At 74.0% G+C, this 24,329-nt stretch carries 24 protein-coding genes; 13 read left to right on the forward strand and 11 right to left on the reverse strand.

Going from position 1 to position 24,329, the window contains the following annotated elements; translation table 11 throughout:
- Window positions 1-86 precede the first annotated feature (86 nt).
- The 9 genes from Sru01_RS15120 to tsaA all read left to right on the forward strand — a co-directional run bounded on the left by Sru01_RS15120 (window position 87) and on the right by tsaA (window position 7,857).
- Complete coding sequence (locus Sru01_RS15120) at window positions 87-1,115, forward strand: AAA family ATPase (protein ID WP_203985137.1); 1,029 nt, start codon at window positions 87-89, stop codon at window positions 1,113-1,115.
- Window positions 1,112-2,101 carry a DUF58 domain-containing protein gene (locus Sru01_RS15125; protein ID WP_203985139.1) on the forward strand — a complete coding sequence of 330 codons (990 nt, stop codon included), beginning with the start codon at window positions 1,112-1,114 and terminating at the stop codon, window positions 2,099-2,101. The genes Sru01_RS15120 and Sru01_RS15125 overlap by 4 nt, the downstream gene beginning before the upstream one ends.
- Complete coding sequence (locus tag Sru01_RS15130; protein ID WP_203985141.1) at window positions 2,098-3,045, forward strand: VWA domain-containing protein; 948 nt, start codon at window positions 2,098-2,100, stop codon at window positions 3,043-3,045. Before Sru01_RS15125 ends, Sru01_RS15130 begins: the two co-directional genes overlap by 4 nt.
- Before the next feature lie 132 nt (window positions 3,046-3,177).
- Entirely contained in the window at window positions 3,178-3,756 is a 579-nt protein-coding gene (locus Sru01_RS15135) for a class I SAM-dependent methyltransferase (protein ID WP_203985288.1), read from the forward strand.
- Window positions 3,753-4,349, forward strand: a complete 597-nt coding sequence (locus Sru01_RS15140) for an RNA methyltransferase (RefSeq protein WP_203985142.1) — start codon at window positions 3,753-3,755, stop codon at window positions 4,347-4,349. Before Sru01_RS15135 ends, Sru01_RS15140 begins: the two co-directional genes overlap by 4 nt.
- Before the next feature lie 149 nt (window positions 4,350-4,498).
- Entirely contained in the window at window positions 4,499-5,305 is an 807-nt protein-coding gene (locus Sru01_RS15145; protein WP_239137437.1) for a glycerophosphodiester phosphodiesterase family protein, read from the forward strand.
- Window positions 5,306-5,366: 61 nt separating this feature from the next.
- Window positions 5,367-6,713, forward strand: a complete 1,347-nt coding sequence (locus tag Sru01_RS15150; protein ID WP_203985144.1) for an MFS transporter — start codon at window positions 5,367-5,369, stop codon at window positions 6,711-6,713.
- 198 nt (window positions 6,714-6,911) lie between these two features.
- On the forward strand, window positions 6,912-7,256 hold the full coding sequence (locus tag Sru01_RS15155; protein ID WP_203985145.1) for an RNA polymerase-binding protein RbpA: 345 nt from the start codon (window positions 6,912-6,914) through the stop codon (window positions 7,254-7,256).
- Between the two features lie 196 nt (window positions 7,257-7,452).
- The gene (gene tsaA, locus Sru01_RS15160) at window positions 7,453-7,857 is read left to right on the forward strand and encodes a tRNA (N6-threonylcarbamoyladenosine(37)-N6)-methyltransferase TrmO (protein WP_203985146.1); all 405 of its coding nucleotides are present in this window, start codon (window positions 7,453-7,455) and stop codon (window positions 7,855-7,857) included.
- A 163-nt stretch (window positions 7,858-8,020) separates the two neighbouring features.
- Here tsaA and Sru01_RS15165 read toward each other — a convergent pair whose 3' ends face one another.
- Together Sru01_RS15165 and Sru01_RS15170 are read right to left on the reverse strand one after the other, a co-directional pair.
- Window positions 8,021-8,428, reverse strand: a complete 408-nt coding sequence (locus tag Sru01_RS15165; RefSeq protein WP_203985148.1) for a hypothetical protein — start codon at window positions 8,426-8,428, stop codon at window positions 8,021-8,023.
- 38 nt (window positions 8,429-8,466) lie between these two features.
- The gene (locus tag Sru01_RS15170; protein WP_203985151.1) at window positions 8,467-8,922 is read right to left on the reverse strand and encodes a hypothetical protein; all 456 of its coding nucleotides are present in this window, start codon (window positions 8,920-8,922) and stop codon (window positions 8,467-8,469) included.
- A gap of 298 nt (window positions 8,923-9,220) precedes the next feature.
- On the opposite strand from Sru01_RS15170, the gene Sru01_RS15175 reads away from it, so the two are divergent.
- From Sru01_RS15175 to Sru01_RS15185, 3 genes are all read left to right on the forward strand, one after another.
- Window positions 9,221-10,090: a class I SAM-dependent methyltransferase gene (locus Sru01_RS15175; protein WP_203985153.1), complete on the forward strand. Its 870-nt coding sequence runs from the start codon at window positions 9,221-9,223 to the stop codon at window positions 10,088-10,090.
- Window positions 10,087-10,746, forward strand: coding sequence for a TetR/AcrR family transcriptional regulator (locus tag Sru01_RS15180; RefSeq protein ID WP_275412173.1), 660 nt, complete (start codon window positions 10,087-10,089; stop codon window positions 10,744-10,746). The genes Sru01_RS15175 and Sru01_RS15180 overlap by 4 nt, the downstream gene beginning before the upstream one ends.
- Before the next feature lie 190 nt (window positions 10,747-10,936).
- Window positions 10,937-11,980, forward strand: a complete 1,044-nt coding sequence (locus Sru01_RS15185; protein ID WP_203985157.1) for an AraC-like ligand-binding domain-containing protein — start codon at window positions 10,937-10,939, stop codon at window positions 11,978-11,980.
- 63 nt (window positions 11,981-12,043) lie between these two features.
- Here Sru01_RS15185 and Sru01_RS15190 read toward each other — a convergent pair whose 3' ends face one another.
- The 6 genes from Sru01_RS15190 to Sru01_RS15215 form a co-directional block, all read right to left on the reverse strand.
- On the reverse strand, window positions 12,044-12,595 hold the full coding sequence (locus tag Sru01_RS15190) for an FxsA family protein (protein ID WP_239137438.1): 552 nt from the start codon (window positions 12,593-12,595) through the stop codon (window positions 12,044-12,046).
- Window positions 12,596-12,825: 230 nt separating this feature from the next.
- Entirely contained in the window at window positions 12,826-13,569 is a 744-nt protein-coding gene (locus Sru01_RS15195) for a polyprenol monophosphomannose synthase (RefSeq protein ID WP_203985160.1), read from the reverse strand.
- On the reverse strand, window positions 13,569-15,221 hold the full coding sequence (gene lnt, locus Sru01_RS15200; protein ID WP_203985162.1) for an apolipoprotein N-acyltransferase: 1,653 nt from the start codon (window positions 15,219-15,221) through the stop codon (window positions 13,569-13,571). Before lnt ends, Sru01_RS15195 begins: the two co-directional genes overlap by 1 nt.
- Before the next feature lie 616 nt (window positions 15,222-15,837).
- On the reverse strand, window positions 15,838-18,225 hold the full coding sequence (locus Sru01_RS15205; protein ID WP_507763314.1) for a HelD family protein: 2,388 nt from the start codon (window positions 18,223-18,225) through the stop codon (window positions 15,838-15,840).
- 154 nt (window positions 18,226-18,379) lie between these two features.
- Window positions 18,380-18,832, reverse strand: coding sequence for an Lrp/AsnC family transcriptional regulator (locus tag Sru01_RS15210; protein ID WP_203985166.1), 453 nt, complete (start codon window positions 18,830-18,832; stop codon window positions 18,380-18,382).
- Between the two features lie 207 nt (window positions 18,833-19,039).
- Window positions 19,040-19,717 (reverse strand): hypothetical protein, encoded by a 678-nt coding sequence (locus tag Sru01_RS15215; RefSeq protein WP_203985167.1) that lies wholly within the window; start codon window positions 19,715-19,717, stop codon window positions 19,040-19,042.
- A 156-nt stretch (window positions 19,718-19,873) separates the two neighbouring features.
- Between Sru01_RS15215 and Sru01_RS15220 the strand changes: the two genes are divergently transcribed.
- Window positions 19,874-20,605: a hypothetical protein gene (locus Sru01_RS15220; RefSeq protein WP_203985168.1), complete on the forward strand. Its 732-nt coding sequence runs from the start codon at window positions 19,874-19,876 to the stop codon at window positions 20,603-20,605.
- A gap of 41 nt (window positions 20,606-20,646) precedes the next feature.
- Here the strand turns inward: Sru01_RS15220 and Sru01_RS15225 are convergent, their stop codons facing one another.
- The 3 genes from Sru01_RS15225 to Sru01_RS15235 all read right to left on the reverse strand — a co-directional run bounded on the left by Sru01_RS15225 (window position 20,647) and on the right by Sru01_RS15235 (window position 24,147).
- Window positions 20,647-21,657 carry a hypothetical protein gene (locus tag Sru01_RS15225; protein WP_203985169.1) on the reverse strand — a complete coding sequence of 337 codons (1,011 nt, stop codon included), beginning with the start codon at window positions 21,655-21,657 and terminating at the stop codon, window positions 20,647-20,649.
- Between the two features lie 179 nt (window positions 21,658-21,836).
- Window positions 21,837-22,997, reverse strand: coding sequence for an acyl-CoA dehydrogenase family protein (locus tag Sru01_RS15230; protein WP_203985170.1), 1,161 nt, complete (start codon window positions 22,995-22,997; stop codon window positions 21,837-21,839).
- Between the two features lie 34 nt (window positions 22,998-23,031).
- Complete coding sequence (locus Sru01_RS15235) at window positions 23,032-24,147, reverse strand: M24 family metallopeptidase (protein ID WP_239137440.1); 1,116 nt, start codon at window positions 24,145-24,147, stop codon at window positions 23,032-23,034.
- Window positions 24,148-24,329 lie beyond the last annotated feature (182 nt).

Below are 24,329 nucleotides of genomic sequence, written 5' to 3' on the forward strand. Positions count from 1 at the left end.
TGAAAGCACAACCGCCGCGGCACGCCGGTCGCGACACCCGGCGAGGGCGCCGTGCGACGGCGCCGCTCGTTTGATGGAATGGCCGCATGACCGTTGCGGACGAACGCGGTGACCTGCCAGGACCCGAGGGCGACGCCGACCCTGACCTGCGGCTGCTGCAGGACGCGCTGGCCGAGGTGCGGAAGGTCATCGTCGGCCAGGACCATATGACCGAACGGCTGCTGGTGGCGCTGCTCGCCCGCGGCCACTGCCTGCTGGAGGGCGTGCCCGGCGTGGCCAAGACGCTGGCCGCCGCCACGCTGGCCACCGTCGTGGGCGGCAGCTTCGCCCGTATCCAGTTCACCCCGGACCTGGTGCCCAGCGACATCGTCGGGACCCGCGTCTACCATCCCTCCAGCGAGAGTTTCGACGTCGAGCTCGGGCCGGTGTTCGTCAACTTCCTGCTCGCCGACGAGGTGAACCGTGCCCCGGCCAAGGTGCAGTCGGCGCTGCTGGAGGTGATGGCCGAACGCCAGGTCTCCCTGGCCGGGCGCACCCACCCGCTGCCGCGGCCGTTCGTGGTGCTGGCCACCCAGAACCCCATCGAGTCCGAGGGGGTGTACCCGCTGCCGGAGGTGCAGCGCGACCGCTTCCTGTTCAAGGTGCGCGTCGGCCATCCCACCGCGGCCGAGGAGCTGGAGATCCTGCACCGGATGAGCGTCTCGCCGCCGCTGCCCTCCCCGGTGCTGGACCCGGCCCGGCTGCTGGCCCTGCAGAAGCTCGCCGACCAGGTGTCGGTGCACCAGCTGGTCGCCGATTACGTGGTGCGGCTGGTGATGGCCACCCGCGCCCCCGCCGAGTACGGCCTGCGCGAGCTGGAGGAGACCATCGAGATCGGGGTCAGCCCGCGCGCCACCCTCGGCCTGGTGTCGGCCGGGCGGGCGCTGGCGCTGCTGCGCGGCCGCGACTACCTGCTGCCCGACGACGTGCGCGACGTCGCCCCCGACGTGATGGGCCACCGGCTCATGCTCACCTTCGACGCGCTGGCCGACGGGGTCGACCCCGACGAGGTGGTCCGCCGGGTGCTGGCCACCGTGCCGCCGCCGCTGGTCGTGTGGAACCAGGCGCAGCGATGAGCGGCCCCGCCGGGCAGACCGGCCGGCCGCCCGGCGGCGGGCGGGGGCCCGAGCACGCGCTGCGCGGGCTGGAGCTCACCGTGCTGCGCCGGCTGGACGGGCTGCTGCACGGCGACCACCAGGGCCTGCTGCCCGGCGCCGGCAGCGAGCTCGGCGACAGCCGCGAGTACGTCCCCGGCGAGGACGACGTGCGCCGCATCGACTGGGCGGTCACCGCGCGCACCACCGTCGCCCACGTGCGGGACCTGGTCGCCGACCACGAGCTGGAGACCTGGGCGCTGGCCGACCTGTCGCCCAGCATGGACTTCGGCACCGCCGACATGGAAAAGCGCGACCTGGCCATCGCGGCGGTCGGCGCGATCGGGCTGCTGGCCGGCCGGGTGGGTGACCGGTTCGGCGCCTGCGTCCTGCTCGGTGACCGGATGCACCGCATCCCGGCCCGCACCGGCCGCCCGGCGCTGTACGCGCTGCTGCACGCCCTGCTGGCGGCGCCGCGCGCCGAGCCGGGCACCGGCGCGGTGCCGCTGGGCGAGGCGCTGGAGATGTTCGCCGGCATCCGGCGCAAGCGGGGGCTGCGCGTGGTGGTGTCGGACTTCCTGGAGCTCGGCGCCGGCGGCGACCCGGCCGGCGAGCGCGGCTGGGAGCGGCCGATGCGCCGGCTGGCCGCCCGCCACCAGGTGCTGGCGGTGGAGGTCGTCGACCCGCGCGAGCTGGAGCTGCCCGACGTGGGGCTGATCGCGCTGCGCGACCCCGAGACCGGGCGCACCCGGGAGGTGCACCTGTCGGCCCGGGTGCGGCAGGCCTACGCCGAGGCCGCCGCCGCCCAGCGGGCGGCCACGGCGGCGGCGTTGCGGCGCTGCGGGGCCGGCCACCTGGTGCTGCGCACCGACCGCGACTGGGTCCGCGACATCGCCCAGCACACCCTCCGGCAGCGGCGCACCGCGCACCTGGCCGGGCGGCACCCGACCAGGAGGACCGGCGCGTGATCTTTCTGTCTCCCGGCTGGCTGTGGCTGTTCGCCGCGCTGGCCGTCATGGCCGCCGCCTACGTGGCGGCCCAGTTCGCCCGGCGCCGCTACGCCGTGCGGTTCACCAACCTGGCGCTGCTCAGCCTGGTCGCCCCCGAGCGTCCCGGCTGGCGCCGTCACCTGCCCGCCGCGCTGTTCCTGGTGATGATGAGCCTGCTGGTGCTGGCCGCCGCGCGGCCGGCCGACGCCACCCGGGTGCCCAGGGATCGGGCGACGATCATCGTGGCGGTGGACATCTCGCTGTCCATGGAGGCCGGCGACGTGACGCCCTCGCGGCTGGTCGCCGCCCAGCAGGCCGCCCAGCAGTTCGTCCGTGACCTGCCCGAGCGGTTCAACGTCGGGCTGGTGTCCTTCGCGCGCTCGGCGGCGGTGGTCGTCTCGCCGACCACCGACCACCTGGCGGTGATCAGCGCGATCGGGAACCTGTCCACCCGGCCGGGCACCGCGATCGGCGAGGCGGTGTTCGCCTCGCTGGACTCGGTGCGCTCCTTCGACCAGCGCGCGGTGACCGACCCGCCGCCGGCGGCGATCGTGCTGCTGTCCGACGGCGACAACACCTCCGGCCGGTCGGTGCCCGAGGCGGTCCAATCCGCCTCCGGCGGGCGGGTGCCGGTGTCCACGATCGCCTACGGCACGCCGAACGGGACGGTGGCGATCGACGGCCGCGACGTGCAGGTGCCGGTGAACAAGGCCACCTTGCAGTCGCTGGCCGACGGCACCGGCGGCCGCGCCTACAGCGCCGAGTCCGGTTCGGAGCTGCGCGAGGTGTACGCGCAGATCGGCAGCTCGCTGGGGTACCGCGTGGTGCATCAGGAGATCAGCCAGTGGTTCACCGTGGCCGGGCTGCTCGCCGGGCTGGCCGTGGCCGCCGCGGCGCTGCTGCTCGGCGCGCGGCTGCCCTGACCGTACCGGCCGGCGGCCCGGTGCGGGCGGGGCACCGTCCGGCTGTTGGTAACGTCGTTGCCCGTGACATCCGCGGGGGGACACTACTTCCAGGAACGGCCCGGCGCCGCCGCCCGGCCCGGCACTGTCGAGATGGTGCTGCCGGACGTGCACTTCCGGCTGGCCACCGACAGCGGCGTGTTCTCCGGCGACCGCCTCGACCCGGGCACCCGGGTGCTGCTGGAGACGGTGCCGCCCCCGCCCGCCGGCGGGGACCTGCTCGACCTCGGCTGCGGGTACGGCCCGGTCGCGCTGACCATGGCCGCCCGGGCGCCGGAGGCGACGGTGTGGGCGGTGGACGTCAACCGCCGGGCCGTCGAGCTGTGCGGGCGAAACGCCACGGCCGCAGGCCTTTACAAAGTAAGATCGGTGCATGCCGACGAGGTGCCGCCGCAGGTGCGGTTCGCCGCCATCTGGTCCAACCCGGCGATCCGCATCGGCAAGCCCGCCCTGCACGCCATGCTGACCCGCTGGCTGGACCGGCTCGTCCCCGGCGGCACCGCCCACCTGGTGGTGCAGAAACACCTGGGCGCCGACTCGCTGCAGCGCTGGCTGACCGGCCAGGGCTTCGCCACCACCCGGGTGGCCTCCCGCTCGGCCTACCGCGTGCTCGCCGTCTCCGCCCGCCCGGCCCCCGGCCCCGACCGTCCCACCGAGGAGCACCCACCATGACCACCGGCGCCCGCAGGCAGCTGCGCCCGACCGACGTCAAGCGGCTGAACCGCGCCTGGCGCCGCGGCACCGCACACCGGCTGGCGGTGATCCTGGAGTCGGTCACCGGCCCCTACAACGTCGGCTCGATCTTCCGCACCGCCGCCGCGTTCGGCGCCGAGCGGCTGTGGCTGGCCGGCAACGCCACCCCGCCCACCAACCCCAAGGTGCAGAAGACCGCCCTTGGCACCGACCGGCTGGTGCCCTGGGAGGAGGCCGGGTCCGGCGCCGACGCGGTGCGCGCCGCCCGGCAGGACGGCTACACCGTGGTGGCCGTCGAGCTGACCGGCGACGCCGTGCCGCTGCACCGGGCGCGGCTGGACCGCGACGTGTGCCTGGTGCTCGGCAGCGAGGACCACGGCTGCTCCCCCGCCGTGCTGCAGGCCGCCGACGAGGTGCTGTACATCCCGCAGGTCGGCCGGGTCGGCTCGTTCAACGTCGGGGTGGCCGGCGCGATCGTGCTGGCCGAGGCCCGCCGCCAGGAGTGGGCCGCCGCCGGGCCTGAGGACGCCGGCGACGCCCTCCCCGGGGAACGGCCCGGCCACAGCGGGTGACGGCCGCCGGCCGGCCGTGATCGGCGCCGGCCGGCGCGGCGTCCGGCCGGTCCCGCGCTATCCTGGCGGGCGAACGGATGCCGGGCCGTGACCGGAATGTTCACCGGCCGGGCTGCCCCGCCGCCCTCCCACGGGGGATACTCCTGCACGTGCCGCGCCGCTACCCCTTCCTGGACCACCCCGGCCCGCTCGCCTTCGCCCACCGCGGCGGGGCGGCCGAGGGCCGGGAGAACACCATGGCCGCGTTCGAGCGGGCCGTCGACCTCGGCTACACCTACCTGGAGACCGACGCCCACGCCACCGCCGACGGGGTGCTGCTGGCCTTCCACGACCACACCCTGGACCGGGTGACCGACCGGCACGGGCGGGTCGCCGCGCTGCCCTACCGGGAGGTGCGCCGGGCCCGCATCGGCGGGGTGGAGCAGATCCCGCTGCTGGAGGACGTCCTCGGCAGCTGGCCGGACGTGCGGGTCAACATCGACGTCAAGGAGTCGCCGGCCATCGTCCCGCTGGCCGAGGCGGTGCGGCGCACCGCCGCCCACGACCGCGTCTGCCTGACCTCCTTCTCCGACGTGCGGCTGGCGCGGGCGCGGATGGCGATGGGCCGCCCGGTGTGCTCGGCGCTCGGCCCGCGCGGCGTGGCGCGGCTGCGCGCCGCCGCGGCGCTGGGGTCGGGGTACGGCCGGCTGCTCGGCGGCCTGGCCCGCCAGGGCGTGCCGTGCGCCCAGGTCCCGGTCGGGTTCCGCGGCATGCGGGTCACCACCCGGGCGCTGGTGCGCACCGCGCACGCCCTGGGCATGCAGGTGCACGTGTGGACGGTGGACGATCCGCGGCAGATGGAGCACCTGCTCGACCTGGGCGTGGACGGCATCATGACCGACAACATCTCCGGGCTGCGCGACGTGCTCGCCGCGCGCGGCCAGTGGCATCCCCGCCGGCCCGCCGCCCACGCCTGAGCCTCCCCCCGTCCCCCGCGGCGCCGGCCGCCGCGCCCCCACCTCACCCGGAGCCCCTCTCGTGAACACCCCTGTCACCGTCGACGACCCGCCGAAGGCGCGCCGGCGCGAGCAACGCGGATGGTACTGGTACGACGTCGCCAACTCCGGCTTCCAGACCACCGTCATCACCGTCTTCCTCGGCCCCTACCTGACCACGCTGGCCGAGCGGGCCGCCGACCCCGGCGGCCGCGTCCCCTTCCTCGGCCTGGACCTGCGCGCCGAGGCCTACTTCTCGGCCGTGGTGTCGATCTCGGTGGTCCTGCAGATCATCGTCATGCCGATCACCGGGGCGCTGGCCGACCACACCGGCCGCAAGAAGGAGCTGCTCGGCGTCGCCGCCTACCTCGGGGCGGCGGCCACCTTGGGCTTCTACCTGGTGGACGGCGCCGCCTACGCGCTCGGCGGCGCGCTGTTCATCGTCGCCAACGTGGCCTTCGGCGCCGCCATGGTCGTCTACAACTCGTTCCTGCCGCAGATCGCCACCGCCGACGAGCGCGACCGGGTGTCCTCGCGCGGGTGGGGTTTCGGCTACCTGGGCGGCTTCACGCTGCTGGCCGCCAACCTCGCGCTCTACCTGGGCAGCGGCGTGGAGTCGGGCCTGGCGGTGCGTATCAGCCTGGCCTCGGCCGGAGTGTGGTGGGCGGTGTTCACCGTCATCCCGCTGCTGCGGCTGCGCAACCGGCCGGTGCACACCGACGGCGAGACCACCGCGGGCCAGGCGGTGACCGGCAGCTTCCGCCAGCTGGGCCGCACCATCGCCGGCCTGCGCCGCTACCCGCGCAGCATGATGTTCCTGCTGGCCTACCTGATCTACAACGACGGCGTGCAGACCGTCATCTCCTTCTCGGCCACCTACGCCGACAAGGAGCTCGGGCTGTCCAAGCAGACGCAGATCACCGCGATCCTGCTGGTGCAGGCGGTCGCGTTCGGCGGCGCGCTGCTGCTCGGCGCGCTGGCCGCCCGGTTCGGCACCAAGCGCACGGTGCTGGTCAGCCTGGTCGCCTGGACGGCCGTGGTCGCCGTCGCCTACTTCCTGGAGCGGGGCGCCGCCGCGCAGTTCTACGCGATCGCCGTGGTGATCGCGGTGGTGATGGGCGGCACCCAGGCCCTGTCGCGGTCGCTGTACTCGCTGGTGATCCCGCCGGGCCGCGAGGCGGAGTACTTCAGCCTGTTCGAGGTCAGCGACAAGGGCTCGGCGCTGCTGGGGTCGTTCACCCTGACGCTGGCGCTGCAGCTCACCGGCAGCTACCGGGTGGCCATCCTGTCACTGGTGATCTTCTTTGTCGCGGGGTTCGCCCTGCTCGCGGCGACGAACCTGCCGCGGGCGGTGCGCGAGGCGGGCAACCAGGTGCCGGCCCGTATCTGACCCGCCGGCGTGCCGCGTGCCCCCCCGGCTATCGCGGGCGCGGCGGGACCCATTCGGAGATCATTTTTGCGACACATGGGGCCGGAGGCGAAAAGCGCGATTGGATCACCCCAAGGGTGGGAATCCATCCACGGTATCAGGCGTTGTAAGCCGTGGAGACCACCCCACACCGACGGGGCCCTCAGGAGGCATTGAAACATGGGCGAGCGTGCACTTCGCGGAACCCGGCTCGGAGCCACCAGCTACGAGAACGACCGCAACACCGACCTGGCCCCACGCCAGGAGGTGCCTTACACCTGCCCGAAGGGCCACCGCTTCGACGTGCCCCTCTCAGCCGAGGCGGAGATTCCGGCGACCTGGGAGTGCCGCAGCTGCGGTGCCACGGCCCTGCGGGTCGACGCCGAGCAGCCCCAGCAGAAGAAGGCCAAACCACCGCGTACCCACTGGGACATGCTGCTCGAGCGCCGCACCATCGAGGACCTCGAGGAGGTCCTGAACGAGCGGCTGGCGATCTTGCGCGCACAGCGCCGCAAGAGCGCCTGACGCAACCGGACCGGCCGGCGCCTTCGCCCACCCGCCAGGGTGGCGCGAAGGCGCCTTTTCCATGCCCGTTCCCCTTGGCCTGCCTCGCGGGCGGCCATCGGGCCGCGCGTGCCGGGCTCCGGGCCGGCCGGCACGGTACCCTCCCCCTGCCCCTTGGCGGTTGGACCGGCCGCCGGCATGACACTGGAGACCACCGATGACCGAATACCCCCTGCGCCCGGTCGGGCGGGTGGAATCGCCGCTCACCGACCTGTCCGCGGCGCCCCGGCAGCCCGACGAGGGCGCCCCCGAGGCCTGGCTGGTCTTCGACGAGCGCTGCCTGCCCGCGCTGGACGGGGTGCGCCCGGGCACCGACATGCTGCTGCTCACCTGGCTGGATCGCGCCGACCGCGACACCCTGGCCGTCCACCCGCGCGGCGACGCGGCACGCCCGCTCACCGGCGTGTTCACCACCCGCGCCCCGGACCGGCCCAACCCGGTCGGCCTGCACACCGTGCATGTGCTGGAGGTGGCCGGCGCCCGGGTGCGGGTGCGCAACCTCGAGGCCCTCGACGCCACCCCGATCATCGACATGAAACCGCTGCTCACCCCGGACCGCTGACCGGCCGGCCGCCCGGGATGGGCGCCGCCGCGGGAACGGCGAGCAGGGGACGCCGCGGCGGCCCCAGGCGTCAATCTCCCATCGCCCGCGACGCCGGTCATCGGCGCTGGAAGCCGACCTCTTGCGCATGGGCGTCAACCCGCCGCCCGCGAGGCGGGAAGCCTCAGCCGATCGCCCACTGCTGGGTCGCCAGCGGCGGTGTCTTGCAGTCGAACTGCTGCAGCTGCTCGTCGACCCCATAGTGGGCGAACGCCCAGGTACGGGTCATCGCCGCCGGCGGCGGCCCGCCGAAGTAGTCGTCGAGCTGTGCCTGCGTCCAGGGAGTCCCGGTGGCGCAGCCGGTCATGCCGAACGCGTTGAAGCCCGCGAAACGGTAGGCACGGCCGTCGAGCATGAGGTTCCGGCCCGACCGGTACACGAACCCGGCGGGCGTGACCGTCCGCACGCCAGTCGAACCGGCCGCTACCGGCACGGCGCCCGAGACCGTGCCGGACACCGCGACAGCCGGCGGTCCGGTCACCATGTGCGCGGCCAGCAGCAGGGTCGAAGCCCGATGGAACGATGTGCGCAAGATCTCTCCTGAGGTGCGGGGGACGCCGGCGGGGCGCTTCAGGCCGCTTTGCCGTGCTTGCGGAGCAGCCTGGCCAGTATCACCGCCAGCACGGCGGCGGGGACGATGTGCAGGACGCCGGTGGCCTGGAAGAGCGGGTCGAAGGGCTCGCCCGGCGGGTAGCCCCCGTCCAGGAGGGGGCGGATCACGTGCGTGTAGAGCCCTTCGAACGCGCCGAACGCCAGCACGAAGCCGCCCAGCGCGCCCAGGTGGTAGACCCACCGGCCGGCCCGGGCGACGCCCCCGTCGCCGAATCGGGCGAGCTCTAGACCGACGGTGATGACGGCCAGCAGCGCGCCCGCCAGGATGACCGCGTGATGGCGCCCGGGCGTGTGGTAGATCTCCGCGCCGTACAGGTGATGGACGGTGGTGTTCAGCGCGTTGACAGCGCACCACACCAGCACCCGCGGGCCGGCGACTTCGCGGGTGGCGGGCGTCGTACCGTCGATCCCCATGATTCCTCCTTCGCCGGCCTGCCGACCGGACCTCAATTACTTTAGTATGTTGACAGTTAAGTATATCGATGGTTAGCGTTGTTGACGTTGACAGCGGCACGGTGCACGAGCCCGTCGCCTGACCGCGCGGCCACGGCGGGGCGGCCACCACAGACGTTTTATGAACATCTGTTCACGAACATGATATGAACATGCGTTCATAAAAGTCGAGCCGAACCATCCGCCGGCCTTGACAGCACTCGGCGGCCCGCTATCGTGAACACATGTTCACGAACAATCGTTCACGCAAGAGGTGGTCATGAGCATCGCCAACCAGCGCCAGTTCGAGGCGTGGAACGGCGCGGAGGGCGCCGCGTGGGCGGCGGCCGCCCGGGCGGGCGGCGACCGGGGACGGATCCGCGAGATCTTCGAGCGCTTGATCGAGCTGGCGGCCATCGGCCCGGCCGACCGGGTGCTGGACATCGGCTGCGGGGCCGGCGAGAGCACCCGGCTGGCGGCACGGCACGCCATCGCCGGGCAGGTCACCGGGGTCGACCTGTCGGTACCGCAGATCGAGCAGGCCGTCCGGGCCACCGCCACGGCCGGCCTTGGCAACGTCTCCTACACCCACGCCGACGTGCAGGTCCATCCATTCGACCCGGGTGCCTTCGATGTCGCCATCAGCATGCACGGAGTGATGTTCTTCGCCGATCCGGTGGCGGCCTTCGCCAACATCGGGCGCGCGCTGACACCGGGCGGGCGCCTGGCCCTCGTCTGCCCGCAACCGGCCGAGGACTGCGCCTGGTACGTGGTCCCGATCGCCGCGCTGCTCGGGCTGCCGCCGCACCCGGAGGAGGTGATCGCCCGCTATCCGGGGGACCCGCCGGCCATGTTCTCCCTGTCGGCGCCCGGCCGCCTGCGGGAGGTCCTCACCGAGACCGGCTTCGTGCGGATCTCGGTGGAAGCCGCCCGGATGCCGATGCCGTTCGGGCCGACCGCGGCCGAGTCCGCCGTCACCCTGCTCTCCCACGGCCCCACGCGCTACCTGCTGGAGCGGAGCGACACGCTCACCTGGGACGAGGCGCGCACCCGGCTGGAGACCGCCCTGGCACCGTACGAGACGCCGGCCGGGGTGCGCGTGCCCGGTGCGCAATGGCTGGTCACCGCGCGGCGACCGGCGCCGACATGAACAAGCACTCATGCCGTGCCGCCCGGGTTGCAGAGCGACGATCACATGGAGGCGTCATCGGAGCGGCCCGCCGCCCGGCCGCCGTGACGGCGGCCCTGCAGGCATCGCTGATCGACCATGCCGTGCGACTGGTGCGCCGCGCCGGCGCCGACGCGCTGACCATGCGGGCACTGGCCCAGGAGGCGGGATGCTCTCCCGGGTTGCTGTACAAGCTCTTCCGTGACCGCGACGCGCTCGTCGCGGCCGTGGTGGACCACCAGTTCCGGCGGCTGGCGGCCGATCTGGGGGACTTCGTGGCCCGTGCCGGCACCGGCGAGGTGGCCGGGAACCTCGAACGGTTCGCCGAGGTGCTGCTGGGGCCGGCGGCTCAGGTGATCAGGCTGGCCGCCGGGACGCCGGTGGCGGCACGTTTCGCCGAGTCAGCCCACGACAGCGGGTTCGTGGACGCGCTGCCGAGAACCGTCACCGAGTACATCGCGGCCGAGAAGCGTCTGGGCCGGATCGACCCGTCGGTGGATGAGAGGGCGATCGGATTCCTGGTCACCGGGGCGGTGCACAACCTGCTGGTATCAGGGGAGGCGTATCCCCGGCCCTCGCCGCCGGAGGTCGGCCGGCTGCTCGGCTCGCTGGCCCGGCTCCTTGAGCCCCGCCGCTGAGCCCGCCGGCACCGCCGCCACTCGCGGTGAGGCCGCCCCGGCAGGCCGGCACCCGCCGTGTCGTAGAACTCCGCGATCCGTCGCGGGGAGGCCCGCCAGCGGCCTGTCATGTCCTCAACGATGTTCGATGGTGACCGGGGGTACCATGCTCATCTCCTACCGCCGCCTGCTGTCCGGCGAGTGAACGCCGATGCGAACGATCGTCCAGACCGACCCGGTTCCGCCCGCCGAACGATTCCCGTTATGGCAGGATCTGATCTCTCGGTCGGTGGTCCCCCTCGACCTCACCACGCCGGACACCGCCCGCTTTCACGGGTCACTGCACCTGCTCGATCTGGGGACCGCGCAGGTCGGCCAGGTCATCTGTTCCCCGTTCGGCTGGCGGCGGACCGAACGACTGATCCGGCGGTCCGAACCGGAGAAGTTGTACATCGCCGTCCCGCACGGCGGCCACTACGTGGTGAGACAGTCGGGGGAGGAAGCCAGCGCCGGCCCGCTCGGCGTGCTGATCCACCCCCTGTGGCGCCCGTTCACCGCCAGCTACCGCCCGGACGAGACCGGCCTGGTCCGCGGGGTCTTCGCCCTGGTGACCCGGCCTCTGATGGCACGCCCGCCAAGAGGCGCGCGCCACGACCGGCCGGTGGCGCTGCCCCCCGCCGACGGGGTTGCCACACTGCTGCACGACCTTGTGTCCGGCATCCTCCGCGACACCGGCCCTCCGGGCGCCGCCAAGGCGGCACATGTCGGCATGGCCGTGACCGACCTGGTCGCGGCGGCGGTGACCGACGGCGGGGCGGCGGAGGAGGCGGCACGACGCGCCACCGGCCGCCACGTCGCCCGTCGGGCCGCGGCCTATCGGTTCATCGCCGACAATCTCCGCGACCCGGGACTCACGCCCACGACCGTGGCGGACGCGCTGCACATCTCCACCCGGACCCTGCATCGGCTTTTCGCCGACGAGCGAGGGCCCACGGTCGCCGGCTGGATACTTCGGCAGCGCCTGGAGCGGTGCCACCGCGACCTCGGGGACCCGGCCCTGCTGGACGTCCCGATCCACGCCGTGGCCGCCGGCTGGGGAATCACCGATCCGGCACGGTTCTCCCGCGCCTACCGCGGCGCGTACGGGCGCGCGCCCACCGAGCATCGCCGGGAGACGGCCGAACGCCTCCGGGCGGCCGGCAAGGGCGCGGGCGGCCATGGCGCACCCGGACCGGCTGACGCCGCCGAGCCGTGACACCGGCCCGCGAGGAACGGGCGGCACCGCCCGGCGCGGCGGGCGGCCCCGTCAAGCGCCCCGTCAGGCGCCCGGGCGGCGGGCGTGGCCCGGGTCGACCGCGCCGCGCGGCGTGCCGTGGCGGGGCTCGTCGTCGATGACCTCGCCGGAGACGACCCGCGAGCCGGCCCGGCCGGTCCGGCCGGCCGGACCGGCCGCACCGGGGAAGCCGGAGAGCATGCCGCCCAACGGGGAGACCGCGGCCATCGCGCGCATCCGGCGGCCGAGGAACCAGGCCAACGCGCGGCGGGCCAGCGGCCGGGTGGGCGGCAGCACCAGGAAGAACCCGGCGATGTCGGTGACGAATCCGGGGGTGAGCAGCAGCGCGCCGCCGGCCACGATCATGGCGCCGTCGGCCAGCTCGCGGTCGGGCACCCGTCCGGAGCCGAACGACTCGCGCAGCGCCCGCCAGGCACGCCGGCCCTCCCGGCGGACGATCCAGGCGCCCAGCAGGCTGTCGGCGACCAGCAGCCCGACGGTGGGCCAGCCGCCGATCACCTGGCCGACCTGGATCAGCACCCAGATCTCGGCGACCGGAACCACCAGGAAGAGTATGAAAAGCAGCACGCGCAGCATGGCTCCACCATCACCTCAGGGGCACTCCGCGGCGCCTGCGGGGCGCCGTGTCAGGTACAACGCCGTTCGAGCTCCGCCGGTTCCCGCCCCGGCCGGGCCGCCAGGCGGGAGGAACCCGGGTCGCGGGCCCGGACATCGGACCCGCGACCCGAAGCGGCCGCGACCGGCCCGCCGGTGGCCACCCCGAGCGGTCAGGTTTCCTCGGGGACCCATCTTGCGGGCGAGGGCCGTCAGCGGTGGCGGGCGAACCGGCGGGGCAGGCCGGTCAGCCCCCATACGGTGACCCGCCACAGCGCCTCGGCGAAGACCGCGCGGCTCATCTTGCTGGCCCCGGCGGTCCGCTCGACGAAGGTGATCGGCACCTCGGCCACCCGCAGCCCGGCGCGCACCGTGCGCAGGGTCAGGTCGACCTGGAAGCAGTAGCCCTGGGACTGCACGTCGTCCAGGTCGATCTTCTCCAGGGTGCCGGCGCGGTAGGCGCGGAACCCGGCGGTGGCGTCGTGCACCGGGACGCCGAGCAGCAGGCGGACGTAGGTGTTGGCGCCGCGGGACAGCGCCTCACGGGATCGGGGCCAGTTGACCAGCCGGCCGCCGGGGACCCACCGGGAGCCGATGACCAGGTCGGCGCCGCCGCCCATCGCCTCCAGCAGCCGTGGCAGGTCCTCGGCGCCGTGCGAGCCGTCGGCGTCCATCTCGACCAGCACGTCGTACCCTTCGGCCAGCCCCCACCGGAACCCCGCGATGTAGGCGGCGCCCAGGCCCTGCTTGCCGGCGCGGTGCAGCACGTGCACGTGATCGTCGGCGGCGGCCAGCTCGTCGGCGATCGCGCCGGTGCCGTCCGGGCTGTTGTCGTCGGCGACCAGGATGTGCGCGTCCGGCACGGCCGCGCGCAGCCGCCCGACGGTCACCGGCAGGTTCTCCCGCTCGTTGTAGGTGGGCACGATGACCAGTACCCGTCCCAGGCTTTCTGCCATCACCTGTCCTCTCCCTCCGATTCCGCCGGAGGGACGGAATCAACGGAGTCACCGGCGGGCGCCGCCGGCCGGCGCGGCCGCGACGCCGCGGCCAAGGCGAGGGCGGCGGCGAGCACCAGCGTCCACTCCGGCAGGGCCCCCAGCCGGGTGGCGAGGGTCTGGCCGGTGCGGACCGGCACCTCGACGACCGTGGAGTCGGCGACCTTCTCGGCGGTGCGCCAGCGCACCTGGCCGGTGGGGTCGACGTAGGCGGAGACACCGGTGGTGGCGGCGGTGACCACGGCCCGGCCGTGCTCGACCGCCCGCAGTTGCGACATGGCCAGCTGCTGGTCCGGCAGGCCGGTGAAGGCGTAGGTGGCGTTGTTGGTCTGCACGACCAGCGGGGTGCCGCCGGCCCGGACCGTGTCGCGCACCACCCCGTCGAAGGCGACCTCGTAGCAGCCGACCGCGCCCACCGTGACCGGGCCGACCCGCAGCGCGCCCGGGCGGGTGCCGGGCAGCGAGTCCGGGCCGACCAGCTCGACCCGGGGGTCGAACCGAGCGAACAACTCACGGAAGGGGACGTACTCCCCGAAGGGTACGAGCTTCTGCTTGTCGTAGTAGGCGCCCGGGCCGCGTGCCGGGTCCCACACCACGCCCCGGGTGGCGCGGTGGTCGCCGCCCACCCGCACCACCGCGCCGACCAGCACCGGGACGCCGATGTCGGCGGCGGCGTCGTCGATCACCCGATGGGCCTCGGCGCTGCGGTAGGGGTCGATGTCGCTGGCGTTCTCCGGCCAGACCACCAGCTGCGGCGCGGGCAGCCGGCCGGCGCGCACCGCGCGGGCCAGCTCGTGGGTGACCCGGGCGTGATTGCCGAGGACCACGGCCGGCTGGTCGCCGAGGAAGCCCATGCCGGTGCCGGGCACGTCGCCCTGGACGATCCCGATCCGCACCGTGCGGGCGCCCGCCGAGCCGGGGACGGGCACCGCCAAGGCCAGCAGCGGAACGGCCAGCGCCCCGGCCGCCAGCGCCGCGGCCGGCCGGGCCGCCCGCCGCAGCGGCTCGCGGCGCCGGGCCGCCCGCGCGGCGGCCACCGCCGCCGTGGCCAGCAGCGCGCCGCACAGGGCGACCGCGAAGGACACCAGCGGGGCGCCGCCGAGCGCGGCGTAGGGGGTGAACGGCGAGTGGCCCTGGCTGAACGCGGCCCGCATCCACGGGAAGCCGCCCACCGGGACCAGCCCGCGGATCCACTCCTGGGCCACCCACAGCGCCGCGGCCCACAGCGGCCGGCCCGGCAGCCGCCAGACCCGGGCCAGGCCGGCGGACATGGCCCCGAAGAACAGGCATTCCACCGCGACCAGCACCAGCCAGGCGTCGGTCCCGATCGGCCGTACCCAGGCCAGGCCGGGGAGCAGGAAGGCGGCGCCGCCGAGGAGGCCGAGCAGGGCGGCCCGGCGCGCGGGCAGGCCGGCCACCGCGAGCATCAGCAGCGCGACGCCGATCGGGGTGAGGAACCACAGACCGGTCGGCGGGAAGGCGAGGTACAGCAGCACACCGCCGGCGACCGCGGCCGCGGGCCGGGCGGCGCGCCCGGCGCGGGCAGGCCAGGGCGCCCGGGCGCCGGTGACGCCCGGTGCCCGCTCGCTGTCTGGAACCGTACGCTGGGCCACGGGGGCGGAAGCCTCTTCTCGGTGGACGTGACCACCGAACGCTACCGCCCGCCGGGCCTGGCTCCAACCGTCGGGCCGGGCCCGCCTCGCATGGTGATCCCTGGGTCTCGCTGGGTCACCGGAACCCAGGAACCACGCTGCGGTTACCGCACGGGACGGAAGAGGGCCCGGACGACCCTTCGGACCGGATCCGTCCCGTCGGCGGCGAGCGCGGAGTTCCGTTGTCTACTGGGTCTCCGGGCCCCTCCCGGGTCCAACCCCCCATCCGGCTGGGGTGCCCCGACTCGACGGAACGCCAGCGCTGCGCCTGGCTGAGCAGACGGAGTCGTGCTCCGTCATGACGCAGAATCCGACGATGTCTGAAGACGGCCAACCGGCAGTCCCGTGCTGGACTGTCCAGCAAACTACCGACCTCAGCTCAGATGTCAACCGTGTCCCGATCAGCGGAAACACCAAGTTTTCGCAGCTAGGACAGGAGACGTGAGCAGCGCCAATGCCGTCATGTGGCCCATGTCGGCACTCCGGGGCGCGTGGTTTTCGGCGCTCTCTCCGCTTCTGCGCCGCGCGGCGCGGGTGCCCGGCGGCGGCCACCGGCGGGACCCGGCCGGCGATCTTGTCAGGTCCCCGGCGCGGCACGGCACCGGCCGAGCACCGCGGGCAGCTCGCCGGTGTGCACGACGCCAAGCCCGCGGGTGGCGCGGGTCAGCGCCACGTAAAGATCGCCGGCACCGCGGGGCGAGTCCGCCAAGATCTCCCCGGGCTGCACGAGCACCACGCGGTCGAATTCCAGGCCTTTGGCCTCGGCGACGGTGAGGACGGCCACCGGGGCCTCCAGCGCGTCGGCGCCCGGCCCGGCCACCGCGCCGGGCACCCGCGCCGCCACCGCCGAACCGATCTCGGCGGCCCGGGCGGCCGGCACGATGACCGCCAGCCGGCCGTCCGGCACGATCTGGCCGGCGACGATCGGCGCGAGCCCGGCCAGGTCGTCCACCCGGCGCGCCCAGGGCGGCTCGCCGCTCTCGCGCACCGAACGCGGGGCGCGCAGGCCCGGCCCGACCAGGGGCAGCACGTCGGCGGCGAGGGCCATCAGCTCGGCGGGCGTGCGGTAGTTGACCGTCAGCGTCTCCTGCCGCCACCGTCCGGCCGCGTAGGGGTCCAGCATCTCGGCCCAGGTGGCGGCGCCGGCCGCCGAGCCGGTCTGGGCCAGGTCGCCGACGATGGTCATCGAGCGGTTGGGGCTGCGGCGCATCAGCATGCGCCAGGCCATCGGCGACAGTTCCTGGGCCTCGTCCACGATGATGTGCCCGAAGGCCCAGGTGCGGTCGGCGGCCGCCCGTTCGGCGGTGGTGAGGTGCAGGTCGTCGTCGCGGTGCCGGGCGGCGAACCGCTCGGCGTCCATGATCTCCGACATGCCGGTCAGCTCGAGCACCTCCCGGGCGTAGGCCAGCTCGGCGTCACGTTCGGCGGCCTCGGCGCGGCGGGCGGCGGCCAGTTCCTCCTCGGCCTGCAGCGCGGCGGCGCGCAGCACCATGGGGTCGATGTCGCCGAGGAGCTCGGCGGCCTCGTCCAGCAGCGGCACGTCGGCCTCGGTCCAATAGCCGGCGGCGGCGCCGCCGCGCGGCGGCGGGCGCAGCAGCGCGTCCTGCTCGGCGGCGGTGAGCCCGGCGTGGGCCATCCGCTCGCGGGAGGAGAACAGCCCGATGAGCAACTGCTGCGGGGTCAGGTAGGGCCACAGCCGGTTGAGCGCCGCCTTCACCGCCGGCTCGGTGCGCAGTTCCTCGCGCAGGTCGGCGAGCTCGTCCTCTTCCAGCATGCCGCGGCCGAGGGCCTTGGCGGCCTGCTTGGCCAGCGTGGTGAGGATGTGCCGGACGAACACCGCGCGGGCCTGGTTGTGCGGGCGGCGGCTGCGCAGCGCCCGGCCGCGCGCGGCCTCGCAGATCCGCTGGTCCAGCCGCAGGGTGTGGCGGCCGAGGTCGATCTCGATGGTCCGGGACGGCATGCGCTGGCGGTCGGCGACCGCCCGGGCGATCACCTCGGCCATCCGGGCGGCGCCCTTGACCGCCGCGCTCGCGGCGGGCTCGCGGGCGGTGGCGGTCAGCCCGGGGTACAGGTCGGCGACGGTGGACAGCAGCACGTCGGTCTCGCCGAGCGAGGGCAGCACCTGCTCGATGTAGCGCAGGAAGGTCAGGTTGGGGCCCAGGATGAGCACACCGCGCCGGGCCAGGCGCTCGCGGTGGGTGTAGAGCAGGTAGGCGGCGCGGTGCAGCGCGACCACGGTCTTGCCGGTGCCCGGACCGCCCTGTACCACCAGGATCCCCGACAGCTCACCGCGGATGATGCGGTCCTGCTCGGCCTGGATGGTCGCCACGATGTCGCGCATGCGGCCGGTGCGCTTCTCGTCCAGCGCGGCCAGCAGGGCGGCCTCGCCGTTCAGGGTGGCGCGGTCGGCGTCGGTGAGCCGGTCCAGGTCGAACAGGTCGTCGTTGACGCCGATGACCCGGCGGCCGCGGGTCTGCAGGTGGCGGCGGCGGGTGACGCCCATCGGGGCGGCGGGGGTGGCGCGGTAGAACGGCTGGGCGACCGGTGCCCGCCAGTCGATCAGCAGTCTCGCCTGGTCGTCGTCCGACAGCCCCAGCCGGCCGATGTACAGCGGGCGTTCCTCCGAGGTCAGGTCCAGCCGGCCGAAGCACAGGCCGTTCTCCACCGCCCACAGCCGGGCCAGCCGCTCGCCGTACATGACGGCGAAGGTGTCGCGCTCGGAGCGGTTCTGGTGGGTTCCGCCGCCGCCCTGGGCCAGCACGTCGTCGAGCTGCCGCTGGGTGCGCACCCGCAGCAGGTCCAGCCGGCGGTACAGGCCGGCCACGTAATCCTGCTCCCGGGCCAGTTCCCGGCGCCGGGCCGGCTCGGGTTGACGGCCGGGCGGTTCGCCATTAGCATTGGTAGTAATGTGAGACTCCGGGCTAAATTGGCCTATGCGAAAAAAGTGACAACAGGGCCATAGAATAGCAGAACCCCGCCAGCTCACCGTGCCGCCCATCCGAGGCGGCTTTTTCGTTGTCAGCGGCCGCGGCCACCATCCCCTGCCGGCCCGGCACGCGGGAAAGCGGAACACCGCGAACCGCCGGCCGGGCGCCCCGGCCGCCCAGGGGCGCTCCGGCTCAGGGCGCTTCGCCGAGGTCGGGGACGCGGTGCTCGTAGGGGGTGCTGAGCACGATCGTGGTGCGGGTGGACACCCCCGCCGAGGCCCGGATCTGCTGCAGCAGGTGCTCTAGCGCGATCGGCGACCCGACGCGCACCTTGAGGATGTAGCTCTCGTCGCCCGCGACGCTGTGGCATGCCTCGATGGCCGACAGGTGCTCCAGCTTCTCCGGCGCGTCGTCGGGCGCGGAGGGGTCGATCGGCTTGATCGAGACGAACGCGGTGAGCGGCAGCCCGGCCGCGTCGTGGTCCACCAGCGCGGCGTAGCGGCGGATCACCCCGCGCTTCTCCAGCCGGCGCACCCGCTGGTGGACGGCCGACACCGACAGGCCGGTCTCCTTGGCCAGGTCGGTGAAGCTCATCCGGCCGTCAGCGGCCAGCAACGTGACGATTCGGCGATCGATCTCCTCCACTCCGCAAACGGTAGCGCGCCCGCGGCCCCTTTCGTCCCCCAAGTCGTCACCAAGCGGTCACGGCATGGTCGCAGGGACCGTGTCATGGCCGGGCCCACGGCTGCCGCCGCGACCGCGGACCCCGCGCCAGTGATCCCCGCGCGACAGTGGTCCCCGCGGCCGGGCGGGCGTGGGCGGGCCAGGCCCGGCCGCGGGGACGACACGCGCTCAGTCGGCGATGGCGCCGACCGAGCCGACCTCGTACCCCGTGGACCGCGACCCGCGCACGTGCATGATCAGCGCGCCGCCCTCGTAGGAGTAGGCGCAGGCCCGCCCCTTGGGCTCGGCCGAGCAGCCCTGGAAGTGGTAGGCGACGCCGCGCGGGTCGTACCTGTTGCGGAACAGCGTGGCGACGGCCGGGCCGGTGGCGGCCTCCAGCGCGCGGTAGCGGTCGCCGTGCCGCCAGGCGGCGAACAGGTGGCGGGCGGCCGCCGAAGGCGTGGCCAGCACCCGCGACCGGTACACCTTCGTGACCTTGGCCCCAGAGACGATCATGAGGATGCCGTCCAGCCCGCCGCGCACCCGCACGCTGGTGTGCCGGAACCGGCAGACCCGGCCGGTGCAGCCGGCGAACTCGTCGGGGGCGCGGTACTGGTAGGCGAACAGGGCCGCCACCGCGGCGGGGGTGGCCACCCGGGCGGCCGCCGGACGGTCGGCGCGCAGCCAGGCGCGGAACAGCCGCCTGGCCACGGTGGCCGGGGCCGGAGCGGCCCCGGACGCCGCGGCGGCGACCGGAACAGTGGTGGCCGGGACGGCGGAGGCGGCCCGCGCGGACGCGGGTCCGGGCGTGAGGATCAGTAGGCTCGCCGCCGTCAGCGCGGCACCGGCCAGGATGTTCTTCGACACGCTCCGACGGTAGGGCGCCCGCCTTGCAGCCGGGTTTCCCGCCGCTTGCACCTGCCGCATCTCCGGGTCAACGTCCGAAACAGGCCAATGTATTGCCATCTCCACTAAGCGCCGACAGTATCGGGATTCGCTCCGATATGTGACCAGGAGGTCGCCATGAGTGAAGGACCGCTCGGCACTGCCAAGCAGACCCGGATGAGCGCCGTGCAGGCCGCCATCACCAACACCAAGATGGCCGGCGCCAAGCTGTGGAACGCCTGGCCGCAGCTCATCGAGACCGGGGTCAAGCAGGCCGAGCGGTCGGCGCCGGCCGGCGGCGGGAACGTTCCAGAGATCATTCCGGACGGCCGGTCCTTCGACCAGATCAAGAAGGTGCACCTGCGCACGCTGGGCGACGCCGCCGGCCTCGGCGGGCCGGTGACCGCGGGCAACCTGGCCGAGGCCCGCCGGCGGCTGCGCGACCAGTACGTGGCCGCCGGGCGGGCCAACTACAAGGGACTCCTCGGCGGCAACTGCACGCTGTTCGCCTGCTGCGTCATCGGCATGCTGGCCGACCAGCCCGACCTGCTCGGCAAGGGCGTCAAGGTGGAGGTGCTCAACCTGCTGGACACCACCGGGGGCAGCGGGCACGCCTATGTCGTGGTCGGCCGCGCCGACGGCGATGTGAAGGACATCAAGACCTACGGGCCGGACTGCTTCTTCGTCGACCAGTGGTACGCCCGGCACCGGGGCACCGAGCCGGGCGTGCTGGCCGTCAAGGACGCCACCCCGGGCGAGAAGGGCAACCGGTTCTGGGACTTCGACTTCTACGCCTTCATCGACGACGCCACCATCCCCGCGCTGCGCCTGGCCTTCACCAGCGACGAACTGCCCGGCCTCGGCGTCTGATCGCCGCCCGGCCGGGCGGCGCGGCGCCGGCGGGACGGTGGTCAGTCGGAGCCGTAGGGGTCCCAGCCGTTGTCATCGTCTTCGCGGCCGAACCGGAGGATGGGCACCGCGGCCAGCTCCGCCCACTGGCCGCGGATCCGGTTGTATGAGACGTGCAGCTCTTCGGTCATGCCTCCCATGTACTGCCGCACCTCATCGCCGGCGCCGGCGAACCAGCGGATTCCGAGAGGGTAGACCAGGCCCCGCAGCTCCTCCCGCCAGCGTTCGGCGTTCGCGCCGAGGAAGTCGAGCTCGCCGGCCAGCCGCTTACCGATATCGGAGATCCGGTAGAGGTTCGAGCGCGACTTCTCCAGCACCCGCCGGGTCAGGTCCGCGTCCTGGCCGTCGGGCCAGATGGTCGCCAGCTCCTTCAGCGCCGCGGCGTAGGCGTCGGACAGGCCCCGCACCTTGGCGGCGGCGTTGCGGGTGAGCTCGGCGGCGTACGGCAGGCTGCTGCCACCGAGATCGTGAAAGAGCCTCTCCGCCGTCTGCGCGTACCACGGACCGCCCGCCTTCAGCAGGGACCAGCCGTCGTCCTCCCAGGTCGGCGGCTCGGCCGGCAAGGGATGGTAGTCGAAGTCCTTGCCGTTCCACTTCGGCTCCGGGATCACCCCGTGCCACACCCGCTTAGGGATCAGGTCGCCGAGGTCCTCCTTGATCGGCCGGTTGCCCTCCCGTATCCATCCGATGCGCTTGGCGAACTCGGCCTCCTGCCCTTTGTAGGCACTCGCGCACTGCATCATGTACTCGGTGATGGTGTGGTTGGCATAGCCGGTGGACGCGACCCTGGCGTACAGGTTCTTCACCGCGTAGTCGACCGCCCCGCCGGTGCACCACGCCGCCTTGGCGTGCCGGTCCGCCAGCCCCCAGCCCAGCAGGTCGTACCCGAGCGAGGCGTAGTCGTACGTGCCGGCGAGTTCCTCCTCCACACGCTGCAGGCGGGTCGCGAGCCCGGTCACCGCCCCGGTCTGGATGTGCACCTTGCCGGCGCCGGCCGGCGAGTAAACGTTCATTGGCACCCCCGCGCATCGACTAAATGATCATGGTGCCGCCAGAGCGTAGTCCCTCCGAATAATCGACAAAACCTGCCTGTTACGACATTCAGCGCGTCACGCAGCGCTACAACGCGTGGCGGAAACCGGCGCGGCGGAGCGCGGCAGCGGAACGCCGGAGGTGCCGGAGCGGCACGGCGTCAGCCTCCGTCGCGGGCCAGGGCGCGGCCGATGACCACGCGCTGGATCTGGTTGGTGCCCTCGACGATCTGCAGCACCTTGGCCTCGCGCATCAGCCGCTCCACCGGGAAGTCCTCGACGTAGCCGTAGCCGCCGAACACCTGCACCGCGTCGGTGGTCGCCTTCATCGCGGTGTCGGTGGCGAACAGCTTGGCCATCGCCGCCCGCGTCCCGTAAGGGAGGCCGGCGTCGCGCAGCCGGGCCGCGTCCAGGTACAGGGCGCGGGCCGCGGCGACCTGGGTGGCCATGTCGGCCAGCAGGAAGCCGACGCCCTGGAAGTCGACGACGCGCGAGCCGAACTGGCGGCGCTCGCGGGCGTAGGCCGTCGCGGCGTCCAGCGCGGCCTGGGCGACGCCGACCGCGCAGGCCGCGATGCCGAGCCGCCCGCCGTCCAGCGCGGCCATGGCGATGCGGAAGCCCTCGCCCTCGGCGCCGGTGAGCGCCTCGGCGGGCAGCCGCACCCCGTCCAGCCGGACCTGGCCGGTGGGCGAGGACCGCATGCCCATCTTGCGCTCGGGCCGGCCGAACGACAGGCCCGGCGCGCCGGCCGGCACGTGGAAGCAGGAGATGCCGCGCGCCCCGGCACCGGAGGTGCGCGCCATCACGGTGTAGAAGTCGGCCTCCCCGGCATGGGTGGTCCACGCCTTGACGCCCTGCAGCACGTACCCGTCGCCGTCGCGCTCGGCCCGGGTGGTCAGCGCGGCGGCGTCCGAACCGGACTGCGGCTCCGACAGGCAGTACGCGCCGAGCAGCCCGCCGCCGATCATCTCCGGCAGCAGGCCGGCCCGCCGGCCGGCGTCGGCGTAGGAGGCCATCGGGAAGCAGGCCAGGGTGTGCACCGACACGCCGAGGCCGACGGCCAGCCAGGCGCCGGCCAGCTCCTCCACCGCCTGCAGGTACACCTCGTACGGCTGGCCGCCGCCGCCATGCTCCTCGGGATAGGGCAGGCCGAGCAGCCCGGCGTCGCCCAGCGTGGCGAACACCTCGCGGGGGAAGGTCCCGGCGGCCTCGCCGGCGGCGGCGCGCGGCGCGACCTCCCGGGCGGCCAGCTCGCGCACCAGGTCGATCAGGTCGCGGGCCTCGAGGGTGGGCAGGGAGCGCTCGACCGGCGGCGGGGTCACGTGCGGTCACCTTTCGGGGGGAGGGCGGCCGGGGTCATACGACGACGAGCTCGCGGGGGCGCAGGTTCAGCCGCTCGCCGCCGGACTCGCCGCACACCACGATGTCCTCGATGCGGGCGCCGTGCCGGCCGGGCAGGTAGATGCCCGGTTCGATGGAGAAGGCGAACCCGGGGGCCAGCGGCTCGGCGTTCCCGGCCACGATGTAGGGCTCCTCGTGGGCCTCCAGGCCGATGCCGTGGCCGGTGCGGTGGATGAACCTGTCGCCGAACCCGGCCTCGGTGATCACCTCGCGCGCGACGGCGTCGATCGACTCGCAGGACACCCCCGGGCGCACCGCGTCGCAGGCCGCCTCCTGGGCGCGGCGCAGCACCTCGTAGTACGCGGCGAAGTCGGCCGGCGGCTCGCCGACGCTGTAGGTGCGGGTGGAGTCGGAGCAGTAACCGCTCGGCATCTGCCCGCCGATGTCCACCACCACCGGCTCGCCGGCCTGGATGACGCGGTCGGACAGCTCGTGGTGCGGGCTGGCGCCGTTCGGGCCGGAGCCGACGATCACGAAGTCGACGGTGGCGTGCCCGGTGGCGACGATCGCCTCGGCGATGTCGCGGCCCACCTCGCGCTCGGTGCGGCCGGCCTTGAGGAAGCCGGGCACCTGCGCGTGCACGGCGTCGATGGCGGCGCCGGCCTCGCGCAGCGCGGCGACCTCGGCCTCGCTCTTGCGCATGCGCAGCCCGCGCAGCGCCGTCCCGGCGAGCACCTGCTCGGCGCCGGGCATCGCGGCCCGCAGGCGAAGCGACTGCATGGCCCACATCCGGTCGGCCAGCCCGACCGTGGCGACCGGGCCGAGCCGGCGGGCGACCAGGGCGTAGGGGTCGTCGGTCTCGTCCCAGGCGACGAACTCCACGCCCAGCCGGGCGGCGGGCGAGGCCTGCGCCGCGGGCAGCTCCAGGCGGGGCACCACCAGGAACGGCTCGCCTTCGGCGGGCACCGCCAGGCAGGTGAGCCGCTCAAGCGGCAGCGCGTCGTATCCGGTGACGTAGCGCAGGTCGGGGCCGGGGGTCAGCAGGAGGGCGTCCAGGCCGGCGGCGGCGGCCGCCTCCCGGACCCGGGCCACCCGGCCGACCGGGTACAGATCGAAGGACGTCGTTGTCACAGGCCCAATGTATTCCACCGGTCCGTGGCCACTTGTACCCCCCGGACGGGATCGGGAGCCCCACCATCGCGAACACCGCTCGCCCGCGTCCGGCGCTGGCTACTATTCGGATAGGAGCGATCACGGATCGCCGCCTGTCGTCCAACTATGGTTGTTCCCGAGAGCGAGCTGCTGCATGGTCG

The sequence above is a fragment of the Sphaerisporangium rufum genome, from assembly GCF_016863395.1.
Classification (GTDB): Bacteria; Actinomycetota; Actinomycetes; order Streptosporangiales; family Streptosporangiaceae; genus Sphaerisporangium; species Sphaerisporangium rufum.